Genomic DNA, 15,785 nt, shown 5'->3' on the forward strand with positions numbered 1-15,785 from the left:
GCAGCGCACGACCGTACGCCGGCGCCGCCGTGCTGCCGGGCGCCGGCGGCAGGTGCTCGCGGCCGAGGCGATCGACCTTGCACTCGACCGTGCCGAGTGCTAGAAACGACTTAGCACTCGGATAACGTGAGTGCTAGGTCGAAGAGGTGAGACCGGGCCCTGCGCGCGACCCGCGCAGGTGACACGCCGGGTCGTCCGTCGCGGGCATCGAATCGACCTAGAGACGTGTCCAAAGTACGGGCCGACCAGGCCCCTATCTGGAGGAATCACTTCGCAATGGCCAAGATCATCGCGTTCGACGAAGAGGCCCGCCGCGGTCTTGAGCGGGGCCTGAACGCCCTCGCCGACGCCGTCAAGGTGACGCTCGGCCCCAAGGGCCGCAACGTCGTGCTGGAGAAGAAGTGGGGCGCCCCCACGATCACCAATGACGGTGTTTCCATCGCCAAGGAGATCGAGCTCGAGGATCCCTACGAGAAGATCGGCGCCGAGCTCGTCAAGGAGGTCGCCAAGAAGACCGACGACGTCGCGGGCGACGGCACCACCACCGCCACCGTTCTGGCCCAGGCGCTCGTGCGCGAGGGCCTGCGCAACGTGGCCGCGGGCGCGAACCCGCTGGGCCTCAAGCGGGGCATCGAGAAGGCCGTCGCGGCTGTCTCCGAGCACCTGCTGAAGGAGGCCAAGGAGGTCGAGACCAAGGAGCAGATCGCTGCTACCGCGGGCATCTCGGCCGGCGACCCGGCCATCGGTGAGCTCATCGCCGAGGCCATGGACAAGGTCGGCAAGGAAGGCGTCATCACCGTCGAGGAGAGCAACACCTTCGGTCTCCAGCTGGAGCTCACCGAGGGCATGCGCTTCGACAAGGGCTTCATCTCGGGCTACTTCGCCACCGACGCCGAGCGTCAGGAGGCCGTGCTCGAGGACGCCTACGTGCTGCTCGTCGCCGGCAAGATCTCGACGGTCAAGGACCTGCTGCCGCTGCTGGAGAAGGTCATTCAGGCCGGCAAGCCGCTCGCGATCATCGCCGAGGACGTCGAGGGCGAGGCCCTGTCGACACTGATCGTCAACAAGATCCGCGGCACCTTCAAGTCGGTCGCCATCAAGGCCCCCGGCTTCGGCGATCGCCGCAAGGCGATGCTGCAGGACATGGCGATCCTCACCGGTGGCCAGGTCATCTCCGAGGAGATCGGCCTGTCGCTCGACACCGCCGGCCTCGAGGTCCTGGGCCAGGCGCGCCAGGTCGTCGTCACCAAGGACGAGACCACCATCGTCGACGGTGCCGGTTCCAAGGAGCAGATCGAGGGCCGCGTTTCGCAGATCCGCGCCGAGATCGAGAACAGCGACTCGGATTACGACCGCGAGAAGCTGCAGGAGCGCCTCGCGAAGCTGGCCGGCGGCGTCGCCGTCATCAAGGCCGGTGCCGCGACCGAGGTCGAGCTCAAGGAGCGCAAGCACCGCATCGAGGATGCCGTGCGCAACGCCAAGGCCGCCGTCGAGGAGGGCATCGTCGCCGGTGGTGGCGCTGCTCTCGCCCAGTCGGGTTCCGTCTTCGACTCCCTCGCTCTCGAGGGTGACGAGGCCACCGGCGCGAACATCGTCAAGGTCGCGCTCGACGCCCCCGTCAAGCAGATCGCGGTCAACGCCGGCCTCGAGCCCGGCGTCGTCGCCGAGAAGGTCCGCAACTCGCCCGCCGGCACCGGCCTCAACGCCGCCACCGGCGTGTACGAGGACCTGCTGGCCGCCGGCATCAACGACCCGGTGAAGGTCACCCGCTCGGCGCTGCAGAACGCGGCCTCGATCGCGGCTCTGTTCCTCACCACCGAGGCCGTCGTCGCCGACAAGCCGGAGAAGGCCGGTGCCCCGGTCGACCCGACCGGCGGCATGGGCGGCATGGACTTCTGAGTCCTGCCTCCAGCTAGGGATTCCCGGGCCCGGCATCGTCGTTTCCGACGGTGCCGGGCCCGCCCTGTTCCGAGATTCGGGTCTTGCGGGGGTCCGTGACGGAAATCTTGCCGCGAAGCCCCGCAGAACCCGATTTTCGGAACGACTAGTTGTCAATCACTCCCTCGTCCGTGTTCAGAAAGGTGACGACGTGACCGCAGAGACCCTCCAGTTCCAGGCCGAGACCGATCAGCTGCTCTCGCTGATGATCCACTCCGTGTACTCGGAGAAGGACGTCTTCCTCCGCGAGTTGATCTCCAACGCCTCCGACGCCCTCGACAAGCTGCGGCTCGAGTCGTACCAGGACAAGGACCTCGGCGCCGACATCTCGGACCTGCACATCGAACTGCGCCCCGACTCCGAGGCCCGCACGCTGACCATCGCGGACAACGGCATCGGTATGAGCCGCGCCGAGGTGGTCGACCTGATCGGCACCCTCGCGAAGTCCGGCACCGGCGAGCTCAAGCGCAAGCTGGAGGCCGCGAAGCAGGCCAAGGAGCAGGGCGCCTCGGCGGAGCTCATCGGCCAGTTCGGCATCGGCTTCTACTCGGCGTTCATGGTCGCCGACCGCGTCGTGCTCACCACCCGCAAGGCGGGGGAGGACACCGCGACCCGCTGGGAGTCCGAGGGCCACGGCACCTACACGATCACCGATCTCACCGGCGAGGACGTCCCCGCGCAGCACGGCACGACGATCACCCTCCACCTGCGCGCCGCCGACGGCGATGAGAGCCTGCACGACTACACGTCCCCGCACGTCCTGCGCACCGTCGTACGGCGCTACAGCGACTTCATCGCCTTCCCGATCCGCCTCGTGCTTCCCGCATCCGAGGCCGCCGACGAGGCCGGCGAGGACGAGGCCGACGGTGCCGAGAAGGCCGGTCCCGAGACGCTGAACTCCATGCAGGCCCTGTGGGCCCGGCCGAAGGACGAGGTCTCCGCCGAGGAGTACGCGGACTTCTACCGGCACATCAGCCACGCCTTCGACGAGCCGCTCGAGACGATCGCGTTCCGCGCCGAGGGCACCTTCGAGTACCAGGCGCTGCTGTTCATCCCGACGATGCCGCCCTTCGACATGTTCTACCGCAACACGAAGCCGGGGCCGGCGCTGTACGTCAAGCGCGTCTTCATCATGGATCACTGCGAGGCGCTGCTCCCGCCGTACCTGCGGTTCGTGACCGGCGTCGTGGACGCGCAGGACCTCTCGCTCAACGTCTCCCGCGAGATCCTGCAGAACGATCGCCACCTGGTGATGATCCGCAAGCGGCTCGTCAAGCGGGTGCTGCAGACCATCACCGCGATGCGCGAGAACGAGCGGGAGAAGTACGAGACCTTCTGGACGGCCTTCGGCGCGGTCCTCAAGGAGGGCCTGCTCGACGACCACGACAACCGCGAAACCCTGCTCAAGGCATCGTCGTTCGCGTCGACCTTCAGCGAGGACGGCACCACCGGACTGCAGGAGTACGTCTCCCGCATGCCCGAGGGGCAGGACGTCATCTACTACGCGACCGGCGAGTCGCGGCGCCAGCTCGAATCCTCCCCGCACCTGGAGGCGTTCGCGGCCAAGGGCTTCGAGGTCCTGCTCCTCACCGACCAGGTCGACGAGCTGTGGACCACCGGCGCGGAGTTCGACGGTAAGCGGTTCGTCTCCGTCGCGAAGGGCGAGGCCGACCTCGGCGACGAGACGCCCGACGCCGAGGGCTTCGAGTCGCTCACCACGTGGCTCGCCGAGGTGCTGACCGACAAGGTCTCGGGCGTGCGCCTGACCTCCCGCCTGACCACCTCACCCGCGTGCCTCGTGGGCGGCGAGTTCGACCTGACGCCGCAGCTGGAGCAGATGTACCGCGCCAGCGGCCAGGAGGTGCCCCGCACCCGCCGCACGCTGGAACTGAACCCCGAGAACGATCTCGTCAAGGGCCTGCGCGACCGGATCGCGCAGGACGAGGACGCCCGTGACGACGAGGCGCTCAAGGACGCCGCCGAGATCCTGTACGGCACGGCGGTGCTCGCGGAGGGTGGCGCGCCGGCGGAGCCCGCCGAGTTCGCCGCGATCCTCGCCCGGCACCTGGCCCGCGGCCTGAGCTGAGTCCGCGACCCCGGCGGTAGGCGTACCGTCGGGGTCATGGACGACGCGACGGCTTCCCGGGACCTGCTGATCGACGCCTTCGCGCGTCTTCGCGAGCACGCGGAGGCGGTGACGGACGGGCTCACGGCGGAGATCGCGAATCGCCGGATCGTGCCGGACGCCAACACGATCGCGTGGCTCGTGTGGCACAGCGCTCGGGTGATCGACGCGCAGCTCGCGCCGATCGCGGGCGTGGAGGAGGCCTGGACCGCGAACGACTGGTACGGCCGGTTCGACCTCGATCTCCCGCCCGAGTCCACCGGCTACGGCCACAGCCGGGCCGAGGCGGCGAAGGTGCACGGCAGCGACGCGCTGCTCGTCGGCTACTACCGCGATGTCGACGCGCTGGCCACCCGCTACCTCGCGGAGGTCACTCCGGCCGAGCTGGCCCGCGTCGTCGACGAGGCGTGGGACCCGCCCGTGACCGTCGCCGTGCGGTTGGTGAGCATCGTCGACGACTGCGCGCAGCACCTCGGCGCGGCCGCGTACCTCAAGGGCGCCCTCGTCCCGTAGGCGGTTACAGCCCCGCGACCTGCGGCAGGACCTCGGACCCGATCCATTCGACGTGGTCGAGATCGCTCTGGTCGAGCACCTGCAGATACATCCGCGAGGCGCCCGCTTCGGCGAAGGTGCCCAGCTTGTCGACGATCTCCGCGGCCGACCCGGTGAGGCCGTTCTCGCGCAGCTCGGGCAGCTCGCGCCCGATGGTAGCCGCCCGCCGCGCGACGGTCGCGCTGTCCGGACCGCCGCACACGACCTGCGCGGCCGACTTGACGATCGACCGCGGATCCCGGCCCGCGGCGGCGGCTGCGGCGTCGATCCGGGCCCACACCCCCGCGGACTCCGCGACGGACACGAAGGGGGTGTTGTACTCGTCGGCGAAGCGCGCGGCCAGGGCGGCGCTCCGCTTCTTACCGGCGCCGCCGAGCACGATGGGCACGTGCGCCTGCGCGGGCTTCGGCAGCGCCGGGGAGTCGACCAGGGAGAAGTGCTCGCCGCGGAAGGTGTAGCGGTCCTGCGCCTCCCACAGGCCGGTGACGATCTCGAGGGTCTCCTCGAACCGGGCGAAGCGCTCCTTTACGTCCGGGAAGGGGATCGCGTACGCGGCGTGCTCCTCGGCGAACCAGCCCGCGCCGAGGCCCAGTTCCACGCGCCCGCCGGACATCTCGTCGACCTGCGCGACGGAGATCGCCAGCGGCCCGGGGAACCGGAAGGTGGCGGAGGTGACCAGTGTGCCGAGCCGGATGGTGGAGGTCTCGCGGCCGATCGCGCCCAGCGTGATCCACGAGTCGGTGGGACCGGGCGCGCCGTCGACGTTCATCGCCAGGTAGTGGTCCGACCGGAAGAAGGCGCCGAACCCGGCGGCCTCCGCGGTCCGGGCGACGGCCAGCTGGTCGGCGTAGGTGGCTCCCTGCTGCGGTTCGACGAAGATGCGTAGCTCCATGGAAGACCACTGTGCCATCCCCCGGGGCCGGACGAGGTGGCGCAGTCCCGCCCGGGGCTATGATTTGATGAGCCTGCCCTAAATCGTCGATGGAAAGGCTTGCCTCATGGCCACCCGCCTGCGCAACCTCGTCGCTGCCCTCTGCGCGGCCGTCCTCGCCGCAGGCCTTCTCGCCGGCTGCGGCGGCAGGACTGGTCCCGGCGCCGCGGCGTCTGCGACACGCACGGTCAGCACCGTGAAGGGGAGTATCGCCATTCCTGCCGCGCCGAAGCGCGTCGTGCTGCTGAACTACAATCTCGCGGGCTACCTCTACGACCTCGGCCTGCCGGTGGTCGCCATGGTCACCGAGTACACCGACCGCGATCCCGCGAAGGCCGAGCCCTTCGCCACGTGGAAGGACGACTTCACCAAGGCCGGCACGAAGTTCATGCATTGGCCCGCGGGCGGCTACGATATCGAGGCGATCGCCGCCGAGAAGCCCGACCTCATCGTCGGCGGCGGCCTCGGCTTCCCGTTCAAGCAGGCGGGCGACGCCTACGACCGGCTCACGGCTATCGCGCCCACGCTCGTGGTCGACAACAAGCTGGAGAGCAGGAACCAGCAGTTCGAGTTCCTCGCGAAGGCCTTCGACCAGCCGCGGGTGTACCAGGACGCCGTCAAGAAGTACGACGAGCGCGTCGCGCAGGTCAAGGCCGCGATCACCCCGCCTCCCGGCCCGGTGGCCTTCCTCTCCATGACCGCGCAGGGCAAGGCGTACGGCCTGATCGAGAACCGCGGCGTGCCGGCGGAGTTCGCGAAGCTGGGCATCGAGCCCGCGCCGATCTTCGCGAGCGGGAAGTTCAAGCCCTACACGGCCGGTGGCGACTCCTTCGAGGTCACGCCCGAGCAGCTGCCGAGCACGATCACGCAGCCCTCGGTGTTCATCGTCGGATTCAGCGGCCAGACCTTCGACGCGGCGTCGCTGCGCACCCAGCCCGTCTACGCCTCACTTCCGGCCTTCGCCGCGAACCGGGCCTTCGACCTGCCCTACTGGGTGCAACGCCCCGATTTCGACAAGGCCATGGCCACGCTGGACGTGGTGGAGCGGGCATTCCGGAAATAGCTCGAGCGAAGGAGCAGCGCATGCAGTGGAACGATTTCGTCCTCACCGTCGCCGGAACCTCCCGGGTCGCGGAGAACCTCCTCCGCGTGGAGTTCGACGTGGACCCCGACGCCGGGCTCGGCTACGACCCGATCGCGCCGGGAGACGAGGCGATCGCCTTCTACTTGTCCGCGGACGGCGAGGAACTGCGAACGCGGCCCTCCGATGCGGCGAACGCGCTGGGCGGCTGGGAGATCGCGGACCCGGAACGGAGCCGGGGGCATCGGAACTACACGGTCCGTAGCTTCGACGACGCTTCCCGCCGCATGGTCGTGGACGTCGCCGAGCACGGGCACGGTCCCGCGATGGAGTGGTTCCGCGCGGCGCGACCGGGCTGGCGGCTTCTCGCGGCGGGCCCGCGGTCCTGGTACGCGCCGCCCGCGGACGCGCTGCGGCACGTGCTGGCGGGCGACCTCGCCGCGCTCCCCGCGCTCGCCCGGATCCTCGAGAACACCCCCGTCGGGATCGACGTCACGGTCGTGGCGGAGGTCCTGCACCCCAGCGAGATCGCCTACCTTCCGCAGCGGCCCGGAACGGAGGTGATCGAGGTGATCGGTACCGGCAACGGTGCCGCGCCCAGCCGCCTCCCGGAGGTGCTGCGCACCGTCGACCTGCCCACGGATCACTACCTCTGGCTCGCCGGGGAGGCGGCGGACTCCCGCGCGGCGAAGAAGCACGTGCGCGGGCTCGGCTGGGACCGGCGGCGCGCGGACATCGTGGGCTACTGGCGGTTCGACGCCGAGGCGTGGAACCGCCGGTTCCAGGAGGCGGGCGAGGAGCGACTGCGCGCGGTCTTCGCCGACGCCCTCGCCGCGGGGATGTCCCGCGACGAGGCGACGGATCTCTACGAGCAGGCGCTCGAGGCGGCGGGCCTGTAGCCGCTCCATCCGGACGGTGTCACTGAAGGCGGGCGGTTCATCACGTCGCGCCGAGGACGGTCAACCAGTGCCCGAGCTCGGGCTGTTCGGCGAGATCGGGGAACTCGACCGTGGCCCCCGCGGCGCGCCATCGCTCGACGAGGGTCATCATCCGGATGGAGTCCAGGCCCAGGTCGAACAGGTTGTCGTCCAGGGGGATCGACGAGGCGTCCGTCTCCAGCAGTTCGGCGACCTCGGCCCGGACCCGCGACGCGGTGAGCGCGGCGCCCGTCATGCGTTCTGCGCCGCGGTGGCCAGGAGCGGCACGTACTTGTCGAGCAGCCACGGGAGGTTCAGCACGTTCGGGGAACTCACCGCGAAGACCAGCGTGGGATCGGTGAGCGGCACGTAGGCCTTGTGCTGCACGGCCGTCAGGCTCGCGAAGACCGGGTTCTCCTCGGTCGCCTTCTGCTTGGCGGCGTCGATGAACCAGGAGGTGAGCACCTGCGGGTTGTACTGCGCGACGTTCTCCCAGCTGACCGGTGCGGCGAACTTGCCGGGCGGCGTCGCCTCCCGCAGCGCGGCCAACGACGGCAGCGGGGTGAACCCGAAGCCCTGCAGCAGCTTCGTTCGGGGGTCGGTGTCGAAGTAGAGGTTCAGCCCGTCGGTGGTGGTGGCGCTGGCCGCGGCGATCGTCTTACCGGCGAACTCGGGGTGGGAGTTCTTCACGTCCCCGATCCTCTTCTCCGCCTCACTGATCAGCGTCGTGGCCGCGGCGTCCTTACCGAGTGCCTTGCCGACCAGCGAGGTCTGGTCCTGCCACGAGGTCTGCCAGGTGCGGCCCGGGTAGGCGACGGTCGGCGCGATCTTGCTCAGTTGCGTGTACTGGTCCGCGGTGAGCCCGGACTGCACGGCGAGGATCACATCGGGCTTGAGTGCGGCGATCTGCTCGAGCGGGATCGATTTGCTCGACTCGGCGAGCAGCGCCGGCTTGGCGTCGCCGAGCCGGTCCTGCACCCAGGGCAGGATCCCGCTGTCGCAACCGCAGTCGGACTTCATGTCCCGCATGCCCACGGGGACCACGCCGAGGGCGATCGCCGCCTCGGTGCTGCCCCACCCGAGCGTGACGACGCGCTCGGGCTTCTTCGCGATCTCGGCGGTGCCGAGGGCTGAGGTGATCGACACGGGGAAACCCGCCGCTGCGGACGAGGCCGACGGCTCGCCGGACGATCCGCCCGAACCACAGGCCGTGACCAGCATGGTCACGGCCGCAGTGGCGGCGAGGGCGAGACGTGCTCGACGGGGCCCACGGAGGAGGCTCACGGTCACGGGGTGTTCCTTTCTTCTGCCCGCAGGAGTGCGGAGTTCAGGTCGCGGCCGATCACGGCGATCGGCCCGGGCTGGGTCATGTCCTTGTGCTCGCAGTCCACGTCGTGGTTGTGGATCGTGCCGGTGAAGTACGGGCGCCACAGCGGGTACGTCGCAGACGTCGCGGGATCACGTGCGGCGGTGAAGAAGACGAGGTCCGCGTCGACGACCGCCTGGTACGGCTCGGCTTCGAGGTGCACGGCGTTCGCGAAGTTGTCGATCATCGCACCGGGGGTGACCTCGGTGATGCCCGCCAGCGCACTGCCCTCCGAGCGCAGGACGTCGATGACGGCCTGCCTGGTGATCCCCTTGTCCACCAGGGGCTGCGGGTCGTACCCGACCATGTACAGCAGCGCCGCGAGCGCATCCTCCTCGGTGGGGACCGACGGCCACGCATCGGAGGGGAAGGAGTCGAGCATCGCGACCACGCCCACCGGCTCCCCGGCGGCCTGCAGTTCCGCGGCGATCGCATGTGCGACGACGCCGCCGAGCGACCAGCCGACCAGATGGTACGGCCCGTGCGGGGCGACCTCGCGCATCCGCTCCAGGTACTCCAGCGCCATCTCGCGGAGGGTGCCCGGCGGGCGCGCGCCGGTGGCCAGGTTGGACGCCTGGATCCCGTACAGCGGGAAGCGCTCGTCGAGATGGCGCAGCAGTCCCGCATAGCCCCAGCTGATTCCGCCCGCGGGGTGGAAGCAGAAGACGGGGGCACCGTCGCCCGTGGTGCGGAACGGCAGTACCGATCCCAGCCCCGAGTCCTCCTCGCCCGCACCGGACTCCAGGCGCGCGACCAGCTCGCCGACGGTGGGCGCGGCGAACAGCGTGGCGACAGTGGCCTGGACCCCGAACTCCGCGCCGATCTCCGGCATCAGCCGGGCGGCGAGCAGCGAGTGGCCGCCGAGGTCGAAGAAGTTGTCGTCGATGCCCACCGCGTCCAGCCCGAGTGCCCGGGCGAACATGGCGCAGACCCGCTCCTCCCGTGGCGTGCGCGGCCCGCGTCCCGAGATCTTGTGCGCCGAAGCGGGTTCCGGTAGCGACTTCAGGTCGACCTTGCCGTTCGGCAGTCGCGGGAACTCCGTCAGCGGGACGAAGATCGCCGGCACCATGTACTGCGGCAGCCGCGAGCGCGCGCGCCGGGTCAACGCGTCGGCGTCGAGGGCCGCTCCGCCGACCGTGGTGGTGTACGCCACGATCCGCTCGCCGGCCACGGTGACGGCGACGTCGGCGACGGCCGGATCGGCGGCGATCACGGCCTCGATCTCGCCGAGTTCGATACGGAAGCCGCGCACTTTGACCTGCGAGTCGGCGCGCCCGGCGAAGTACAGCTGCCCGTCGTCGCCCCACCACACGAGATCGGACGTGCGGTACATCCGGCCACCGGGGACGAACGGATCGTCCAGGAACCGCTCCGCCGTCTGCTCCGGCCGGTTCCGGTAGCCCAGGGCCACCGACGGCCCGCCCAGGTACAGCTCCCCGACGGTGCCCGGCGGGACCAGCCGCAGGGCGTCGTCGAGCACGTGGGCCCGCATGCCCGGGTCGGGCGGACCGATCGGCACCGGCCCGGTGTGGTCCGGGGTGATCGACGCGAGCGTCGCGTTCACGGTGCACTCGGTGGGGCCGTAGGCGTTGAACAGGCGCCGGCCCGGAGCGAACCGTGCGATCAGCGACGGCGTCAGCTTCTCCGCCCCGAGCATCAGGTCGATCCCCGGGGCGAGGTCAGCGTCGGGCGGGAACGCCGCGGCGAACGACGGCGGGACGCCGACGAAGTTCACCCGTTCGGCCTCGATCACGTCGAGGAGGGGACGGCCGGGCAGCCGGTCCGTCTCGCGCGCGACCACGAGCGCGCCGCCCGAGCAGAGGCCCCACATCAGCTGCCAGAAGCCGAGGTCGAAGCTGATCGAGGAGAAGTGCAGCGCTCGGGTGTGCGGCCCCATGCCGATCACGTCCCGCTGCAGGACGAGCAGGTCGGCCATGCCGCGGTGCGCCACCTCCACGCCCTTCGGCCGGCCGGTGGATCCCGAGGTGTAGATCACGTAGGCGAGGTCGTCGGGCGACGGTGCCGCGCGCCGGACGTCCTCGACCGGCGGAGCGCCGGCGACGGCGAGGGCCCCGCCCGGGGCGAAGGCCGCGACGAAGGCGGGGTCGCGCAGGATCAGCCGGGGATCGGCATCCTCGATCATGTCGGCGAGCCGCTCGGGCGGGTAGCCGGGATCGAGCGGCACGTACGCGGCGCCCGTGCGCAGCACCGCGACGACGGCCGCGATCATCTCCGCCCCGCGCGGTAGCGCGATCCCCACCACGTCGCCCAGGCCGACGCCGAGCGAGCACAGGTGCGCGCCGAGCGCATCGGTCCACGCCACGAGTTCGCCGTAGGTGTACCGGTCGCGGCCGCAGACGAGGGCCTCTGCGCCGGGGGCGGTGCGCGCGACGGGCAGGAAGATCTCGGAGAACTCCCGGCGGGGCTCGGAATGCTCGGGCGCGGACCAGGCCCGCAGGTCCCGGCGCTCGGCGTCGGTGAGCAGGTCGATCGCCGTCAGGGGCGTCGACGGTGCCGCGGGCAGGGTCTGCAGGGCCAGGCGGAACCGCTCGAGCAGGCGCCGTGCGGTGGCCGGGGCGAAGATCTCGGTCGAGTACTCCAGGTCGACGGTGATCCCCGCGGCGCCGTTCGCGTCGGTGTGTTCCACGCACCGGAACGACAGGTCGAACTTCGCCGTCCCGGTCTCCACGAGTTCGGGGATCAGGACGTCGTCCGCGGTGCCGTCGGCCCAGTGCGACACCATCACCTGGAAGAGCGGATGCCGCCCGCTCGCACGCGGCGGGTTCACGGCGTCGACCACCGCGTCGAAGGGCGCTCCGGAATGTGCGAACGCCGCGAGGTCGCGGGTCCGTACCGCGGCGAGCACGTCGCCGAAGGTGGCGGCGTCCGTCAGGTCGGTGCGGAGGACCACGGTGTTGACGAAGCACCCGATGAGGGCGTCCGTGGCGGGGTGGTTCCGCCCTGCGACCGGCGTTCCGATGCAGAGGTCGGAGCCGGCGCCGAACCGGTTCAGGGTGATCGCGAGCGCCGCGTGCAGCGCCATGAAGACGCTCGCGTCGGCCGCCTCGGCGGCGGCTCGGAGGCGGCGGTGTTCCGGTGCACCGAGGGTCGTACTCGCCACCGCACCCGCCCCGCTGGGGAGCGCCGGACGCGGGAAGTCCGTGCGCCACAGCGGCTCCACCGGCGCGCCCGCCAGGGTGGAGCGCCAGAAGTCGAGGTCGCGCGCCGGGTCCGCGCCGCTCTCGCGCTGCCAGACGGTGACATCGCGGTAGCCGGGTGCGTCCGCGGGCCATTCCTCGACCCGGCCGCCCGCGAGCCGCGCCGCGTAGGCGCGCGCGAACTCCTCGGTGAAGCGCTGCCGGGAGGATTCGTCGCCGATCACGTGATGCATCGCGACGCCGATCGCCTCGCGTGAGGCGAAGGTCGCCACCGGCGGGGCGACCGCGAGGTCGAATCCCCGCTCCAGCGCGGAGGATACGGCCGCCCGGACGTCGGCCACGGCGGTGGGACGCGGAGACCAGGTCAGGACCTCCTGGACGGGCGCGCCGTCCCGGACGGGGAACCGCGTCCGCAGGCTCTCCTGGCGGCGCGCCACGTCCGTGAGGGCGGCGATCGCCGCGTCGGTGTCGAGCGGCTTCCCGTCCGACGGGGTCAGGATCAGGCCGAGTAGGTAGGCGTCGGCACCGTCGAGCCGCGAGAGCAGCCAGAGCCGTTCCTGGGCGGGGGACAGCGGTGTCGGACCGGGCCCGGCCGCCCCGGCGGTGGGCCCGGCGGCGTCGGGGAGCGGCGTCGCCGGCTCGCGGCCGAGCGCCGCGATCTCCCGCGGGGTGGGGCCGGCGAAGACGTCCGCCGCCCGGATCGCCTCGAGCCCGGGCAGTTCCGCGAGACGGCGGACCAGGGTCACCGCGAGCAGGGAGTGCCCGCCGAGGGCGAAGAAGCCCGCGTCGGGGTGCACGGCAGGGGCACCGGTCACGTCCGCGAAGACCTCGCAGACGGCGCCGAGCAGTCCCGTCGGAGCGGGCTCCCCGGCGGCCGCGGCACCGTCGAACGACGGTGCCGGGAGGGCGCGCCTGTCGACCTTGCCGTTGACCGTGAGCGGGAAGTCCGGCAGCGGTACGACGACCGCGGGAACCATGTAGCCCGGCAGTCGGGCCTGCAGGTGCGCGACGACATCGCGCTCGCACCCGGGCGGGGCCAGCACGTAGGTGACGAGCCCGTCGTCGCCGCTGGGCAGGGCGGTGAGCACGGTGACGGCACCGGCCACGTCGGGATGGTCGACCGCCGCGGCGTCGATCTCCGCGGGTTCGATGCGGTGGCCGCGGAGTTGGACCTGGTCGTCGGTGCGCCCGACGTACTCGAGGAGCCCGTCCGCGGTGATCCGCGCGCGGTCCCCCGTGCGGTACATCCGGCCCGGGCGGAAGGGATCGCCGACGAAGCGCTCGGCGGTCAGCTCGGGCCGCCCGAGGTAGCCCGGGGAGAGACCCGGTCCGGCCACGTACATCTCGCCGATGCGGCCCGGCGGTACCGGCTCCAGGTCCTCGTCGAGCACGTACGCGCGCAGGTCCGCGAGCGGGCGGCCGATGATCGACGCGGGGCCGTCGGTCGCGCGGAGGACGTGCTCGGTGACGTGCACCGTGGTCTCGGTGATGCCGTACATGTTCACCAGCGCGGGCCCGGTACCGGTGACGTGGTCGCCGAACCGGTCGAACCACGGACGCAGTCTGGCCGGCTCGAGCCGTTCTCCACCGAAGACGATGTACCGCAGGCGCTCCGCGGCGGCGGCAGAGAGCTCGTGCTGGAGGGCGTAGAACGCGGCGGGGGTCTGGTTCAGGACGGTGACGCCGTACCGCTCCACCAGCTCCGCCGTCCGCCCGGGATCGGTGACGTCGGACCGCGCCGGCACGACCACGGCGCCGCCGTGCAGCAGCGCGCCCCACAGCTCCCACACCGCGAAGTCGAAGGCGTAGGAGTGGAACATGATCCAGCGGTCGGCGGGCGTGAACTCCAGGGCGGTCGCGGTGAACAGGCGCAGCACGTTGGCGTGGGGGATCGGCACGCCCTTCGGGGCGCCGGTCGAGCCCGACGTGTAGATCACGTACGCCGTCCCGTGCGGTACCCGGGCCGCGCCCAGGCGGGGCTCGAGGGGTGCGACGGTGCCGCCCTCGCCGACCACGGCGACCGGTGCGGCGTCGTCGGCGATGAAATCGGCACGCGCGGAGGGCGTCCCCGGGTCGACGGGCAGGTACGCGGCGCCCGCCCGCAGGACGCCGAGGATCGCCGTGACCACCTCGATGCCGCGCGGCACGGAGATCCGCACCAGGTCGCCGGGTTCGACGCCGGCCTCGCGGAGCCGGCCGGCCAGAGCCTGCGACCGGAGACGGAGATCGGCGTAGGAGAGCGCGGTGCCGTCCGGCGCGAGAACGGCCGTCGCGCCGGGGTTCTCGGCGGCCCGCGCATCGAAGACGTCGATCAGGGTCTCCTCGCCCGTCGCGGTGCGCCACGCTCGGGTGTCGGCCGCCGTGAGCCACTCGAGCGTGCCCAGCGGTGCGTCCGGCCGGGTCAGGAAGGCGGTGACGAAGGCGGCGAGCCGCTCGGCGTGCGCGTCGATCTCGCCGGCGGAGTACACCGCCGGATTCGCGGCCAGGTCGAGCCGCAGCCGGGGTCCGTCCGCGGTGCGCACGGATTCGACGGAGACGGAGACGTCGGGGATCGGCCCCTCGGCGATCACCTCGGCCGCGGCCTCCTCGCCGCCCAGGAGCAGCGACGAGGGGAAGGGCTTGACGTTGACGAGCACGCCCGGCCCGGTCCGCCGATGCCCGCCCGCGGTCGCGTCGCGCAGCGCCGACTCCACGCCGGCGGCGAGCGCGGCGGGACTGCGGTCACGGTGCACCGTGAGGGGGAGCGGGGCGATCCGAGCCGCCGACAGCGGCGAGGTCATCGTCGACGGCGTGCGCCCGAGCACGGGAACACCGACCGTGACGTCCGCGGCGCCGGTGAGGCGGGCGGTGTACGCGGCGACGGCTCCGACGGCCCAGGACGCCCACGCCGGGGGAAGCGGGCCGGCATCGATCGTGCGACCGGCCCGGACCGGCGCGGGATTCGCGGGCGCGTCGGCCTCGGACCAGCGGCTCAACGGCGTCACCGGGCCGTCCTGGGTGACCGGGCCGCCGTGCGCGGGGAGCGCGCCGGGCCGGAGCAGGCGCGCCGGCGGGGCCTCGCCGCCGCCGGTCAGCGCCGTGTAGTGCTGGGCGATCCGCCGGCGCAGGAGCGCGTAGCCGTACCCGTCGAGCACGAGGTGGTGCGCCCAGAGGCACCAGGCCGTGCGCGTGCCGGAGGGATCGTCCGCGACCTCGGCGACCGTCGCGCCCACCAGCTCCTCGTCCTCGGGATCGACCACGGCGGTGGCGATCTCGCGGAACAGGGCCCGGGCCGCGTCCAGGTCGGGCACGTGTGCCCGGCGCACGCGGGGCGCGCCGGCGCCGGAGACGCGCAGGACCATCCCGTCCCGCTCGACGAACCGCACGCCCGCGAGCCCGGATTCGTCGAGCGCCGCCCGGGTCGCCTCCGCGAGTGCGTCGGCGTCGATCCGGTCACCGAGGTAGGCGGCCTCGGCCGTCGTGTACACGGCCGGGTGCGCCGCCGTCCGGTGCGCCAGCCACAGGTCGTAGGCGGCCGGGTCCAGGTCGCCGACCTGCGCGGATCCGAGTTCTGTGTCGATCCTGGAAATGGCATTCCCCTTGAGGTTCGCCGGTGCGCTTGCGCCGGCCCCGATGGATTTGGTTAGGCTAACCACTAGTGCGAGCGGCCGAGCAGGTGTCTGTGGTGATCGACACAGGAGGACTCCTCTCAGCCGATGGACGTCTTAGGTAGGTATG

At 71.7% G+C, this 15,785-nt stretch carries 9 protein-coding genes; 5 read left to right on the forward strand and 4 right to left on the reverse strand.

What is annotated here, in order from left to right:
- Positions 1–276: 276 nt before the first annotated feature.
- The 3 genes from groL to AC21LY_RS04060 all read left to right on the forward strand — a co-directional run bounded on the left by groL (position 277) and on the right by AC21LY_RS04060 (position 4,576).
- The gene (gene groL, locus AC21LY_RS04050) at positions 277–1,899 is read left to right on the forward strand and encodes a chaperonin GroEL (protein WP_489045036.1); all 1,623 of its coding nucleotides are present in this window, start codon (positions 277–279) and stop codon (positions 1,897–1,899) included.
- Between the two features lie 190 nt (positions 1,900–2,089).
- Positions 2,090–4,024, forward strand: a complete 1,935-nt coding sequence (gene htpG, locus AC21LY_RS04055) for a molecular chaperone HtpG (protein WP_489045037.1) — start codon at positions 2,090–2,092, stop codon at positions 4,022–4,024.
- A gap of 36 nt (positions 4,025–4,060) precedes the next feature.
- A complete protein-coding gene (locus AC21LY_RS04060; protein ID WP_489045038.1) occupies positions 4,061–4,576 on the forward strand; it encodes a mycothiol transferase in 516 nt (171 codons plus the stop codon).
- Between the two features lie 4 nt (positions 4,577–4,580).
- Here the strand turns inward: AC21LY_RS04060 and AC21LY_RS04065 are convergent, their stop codons facing one another.
- Positions 4,581–5,507 carry an LLM class F420-dependent oxidoreductase gene (locus AC21LY_RS04065; protein WP_489045039.1) on the reverse strand — a complete coding sequence of 309 codons (927 nt, stop codon included), beginning with the start codon at positions 5,505–5,507 and terminating at the stop codon, positions 4,581–4,583.
- Positions 5,508–5,613: 106 nt separating this feature from the next.
- Here AC21LY_RS04065 and AC21LY_RS04070 point away from each other — a divergent pair, with 106 nt between their 5' ends.
- Positions 5,614–6,609, forward strand: a complete 996-nt coding sequence (locus tag AC21LY_RS04070) for an ABC transporter substrate-binding protein (RefSeq protein ID WP_489045040.1) — start codon at positions 5,614–5,616, stop codon at positions 6,607–6,609.
- A gap of 20 nt (positions 6,610–6,629) precedes the next feature.
- Positions 6,630–7,526: a siderophore-interacting protein gene (locus tag AC21LY_RS04075; protein WP_489045041.1), complete on the forward strand. Its 897-nt coding sequence runs from the start codon at positions 6,630–6,632 to the stop codon at positions 7,524–7,526.
- Between the two features lie 40 nt (positions 7,527–7,566).
- On the opposite strand, the gene AC21LY_RS04080 is transcribed toward AC21LY_RS04075, so the two are convergent.
- From AC21LY_RS04080 to AC21LY_RS04090, 3 genes are read right to left on the reverse strand one after another with little or no spacing between them, the layout of a single operon-like run.
- On the reverse strand, positions 7,567–7,800 hold the full coding sequence (locus AC21LY_RS04080) for a phosphopantetheine-binding protein (RefSeq protein ID WP_489045042.1): 234 nt from the start codon (positions 7,798–7,800) through the stop codon (positions 7,567–7,569).
- On the reverse strand, positions 7,797–8,834 hold the full coding sequence (locus AC21LY_RS04085; protein ID WP_489045043.1) for an iron-siderophore ABC transporter substrate-binding protein: 1,038 nt from the start codon (positions 8,832–8,834) through the stop codon (positions 7,797–7,799). Before AC21LY_RS04085 ends, AC21LY_RS04080 begins: the two co-directional genes overlap by 4 nt.
- Positions 8,831–15,703 (reverse strand): amino acid adenylation domain-containing protein, encoded by a 6,873-nt coding sequence (locus tag AC21LY_RS04090; RefSeq protein ID WP_489045045.1) that lies wholly within the window; start codon positions 15,701–15,703, stop codon positions 8,831–8,833. Before AC21LY_RS04090 ends, AC21LY_RS04085 begins: the two co-directional genes overlap by 4 nt.
- Positions 15,704–15,785: the final 82 nt, after the last annotated feature.

The sequence above is a fragment of the Tsukamurella sp. II2bb genome, assembly GCF_057815145.1.

Excerpts from the sequence above, each read along its gene's own strand:
- AC21LY_RS04060 (WP_489045038.1), top strand. The coding sequence starts at position 4,061 with ATGGACGACGCGACGGCTTCCCGGGACCTGCTGATCGACGCCTTCGCG.
- AC21LY_RS04080 (WP_489045042.1), bottom strand. The coding sequence starts at position 7,800 with ATGACGGGCGCCGCGCTCACCGCGTCGCGGGTCCGGGCCGAGGTCGCC.
- AC21LY_RS04065 (WP_489045039.1), bottom strand. The coding sequence starts at position 5,507 with ATGGAGCTACGCATCTTCGTCGAACCGCAGCAGGGAGCCACCTACGCC.
- AC21LY_RS04070 (WP_489045040.1), top strand. The coding sequence starts at position 5,614 with ATGGCCACCCGCCTGCGCAACCTCGTCGCTGCCCTCTGCGCGGCCGTC.
- groL (WP_489045036.1), top strand. The coding sequence starts at position 277 with ATGGCCAAGATCATCGCGTTCGACGAAGAGGCCCGCCGCGGTCTTGAG.
- AC21LY_RS04075 (WP_489045041.1), top strand. The coding sequence starts at position 6,630 with ATGCAGTGGAACGATTTCGTCCTCACCGTCGCCGGAACCTCCCGGGTC.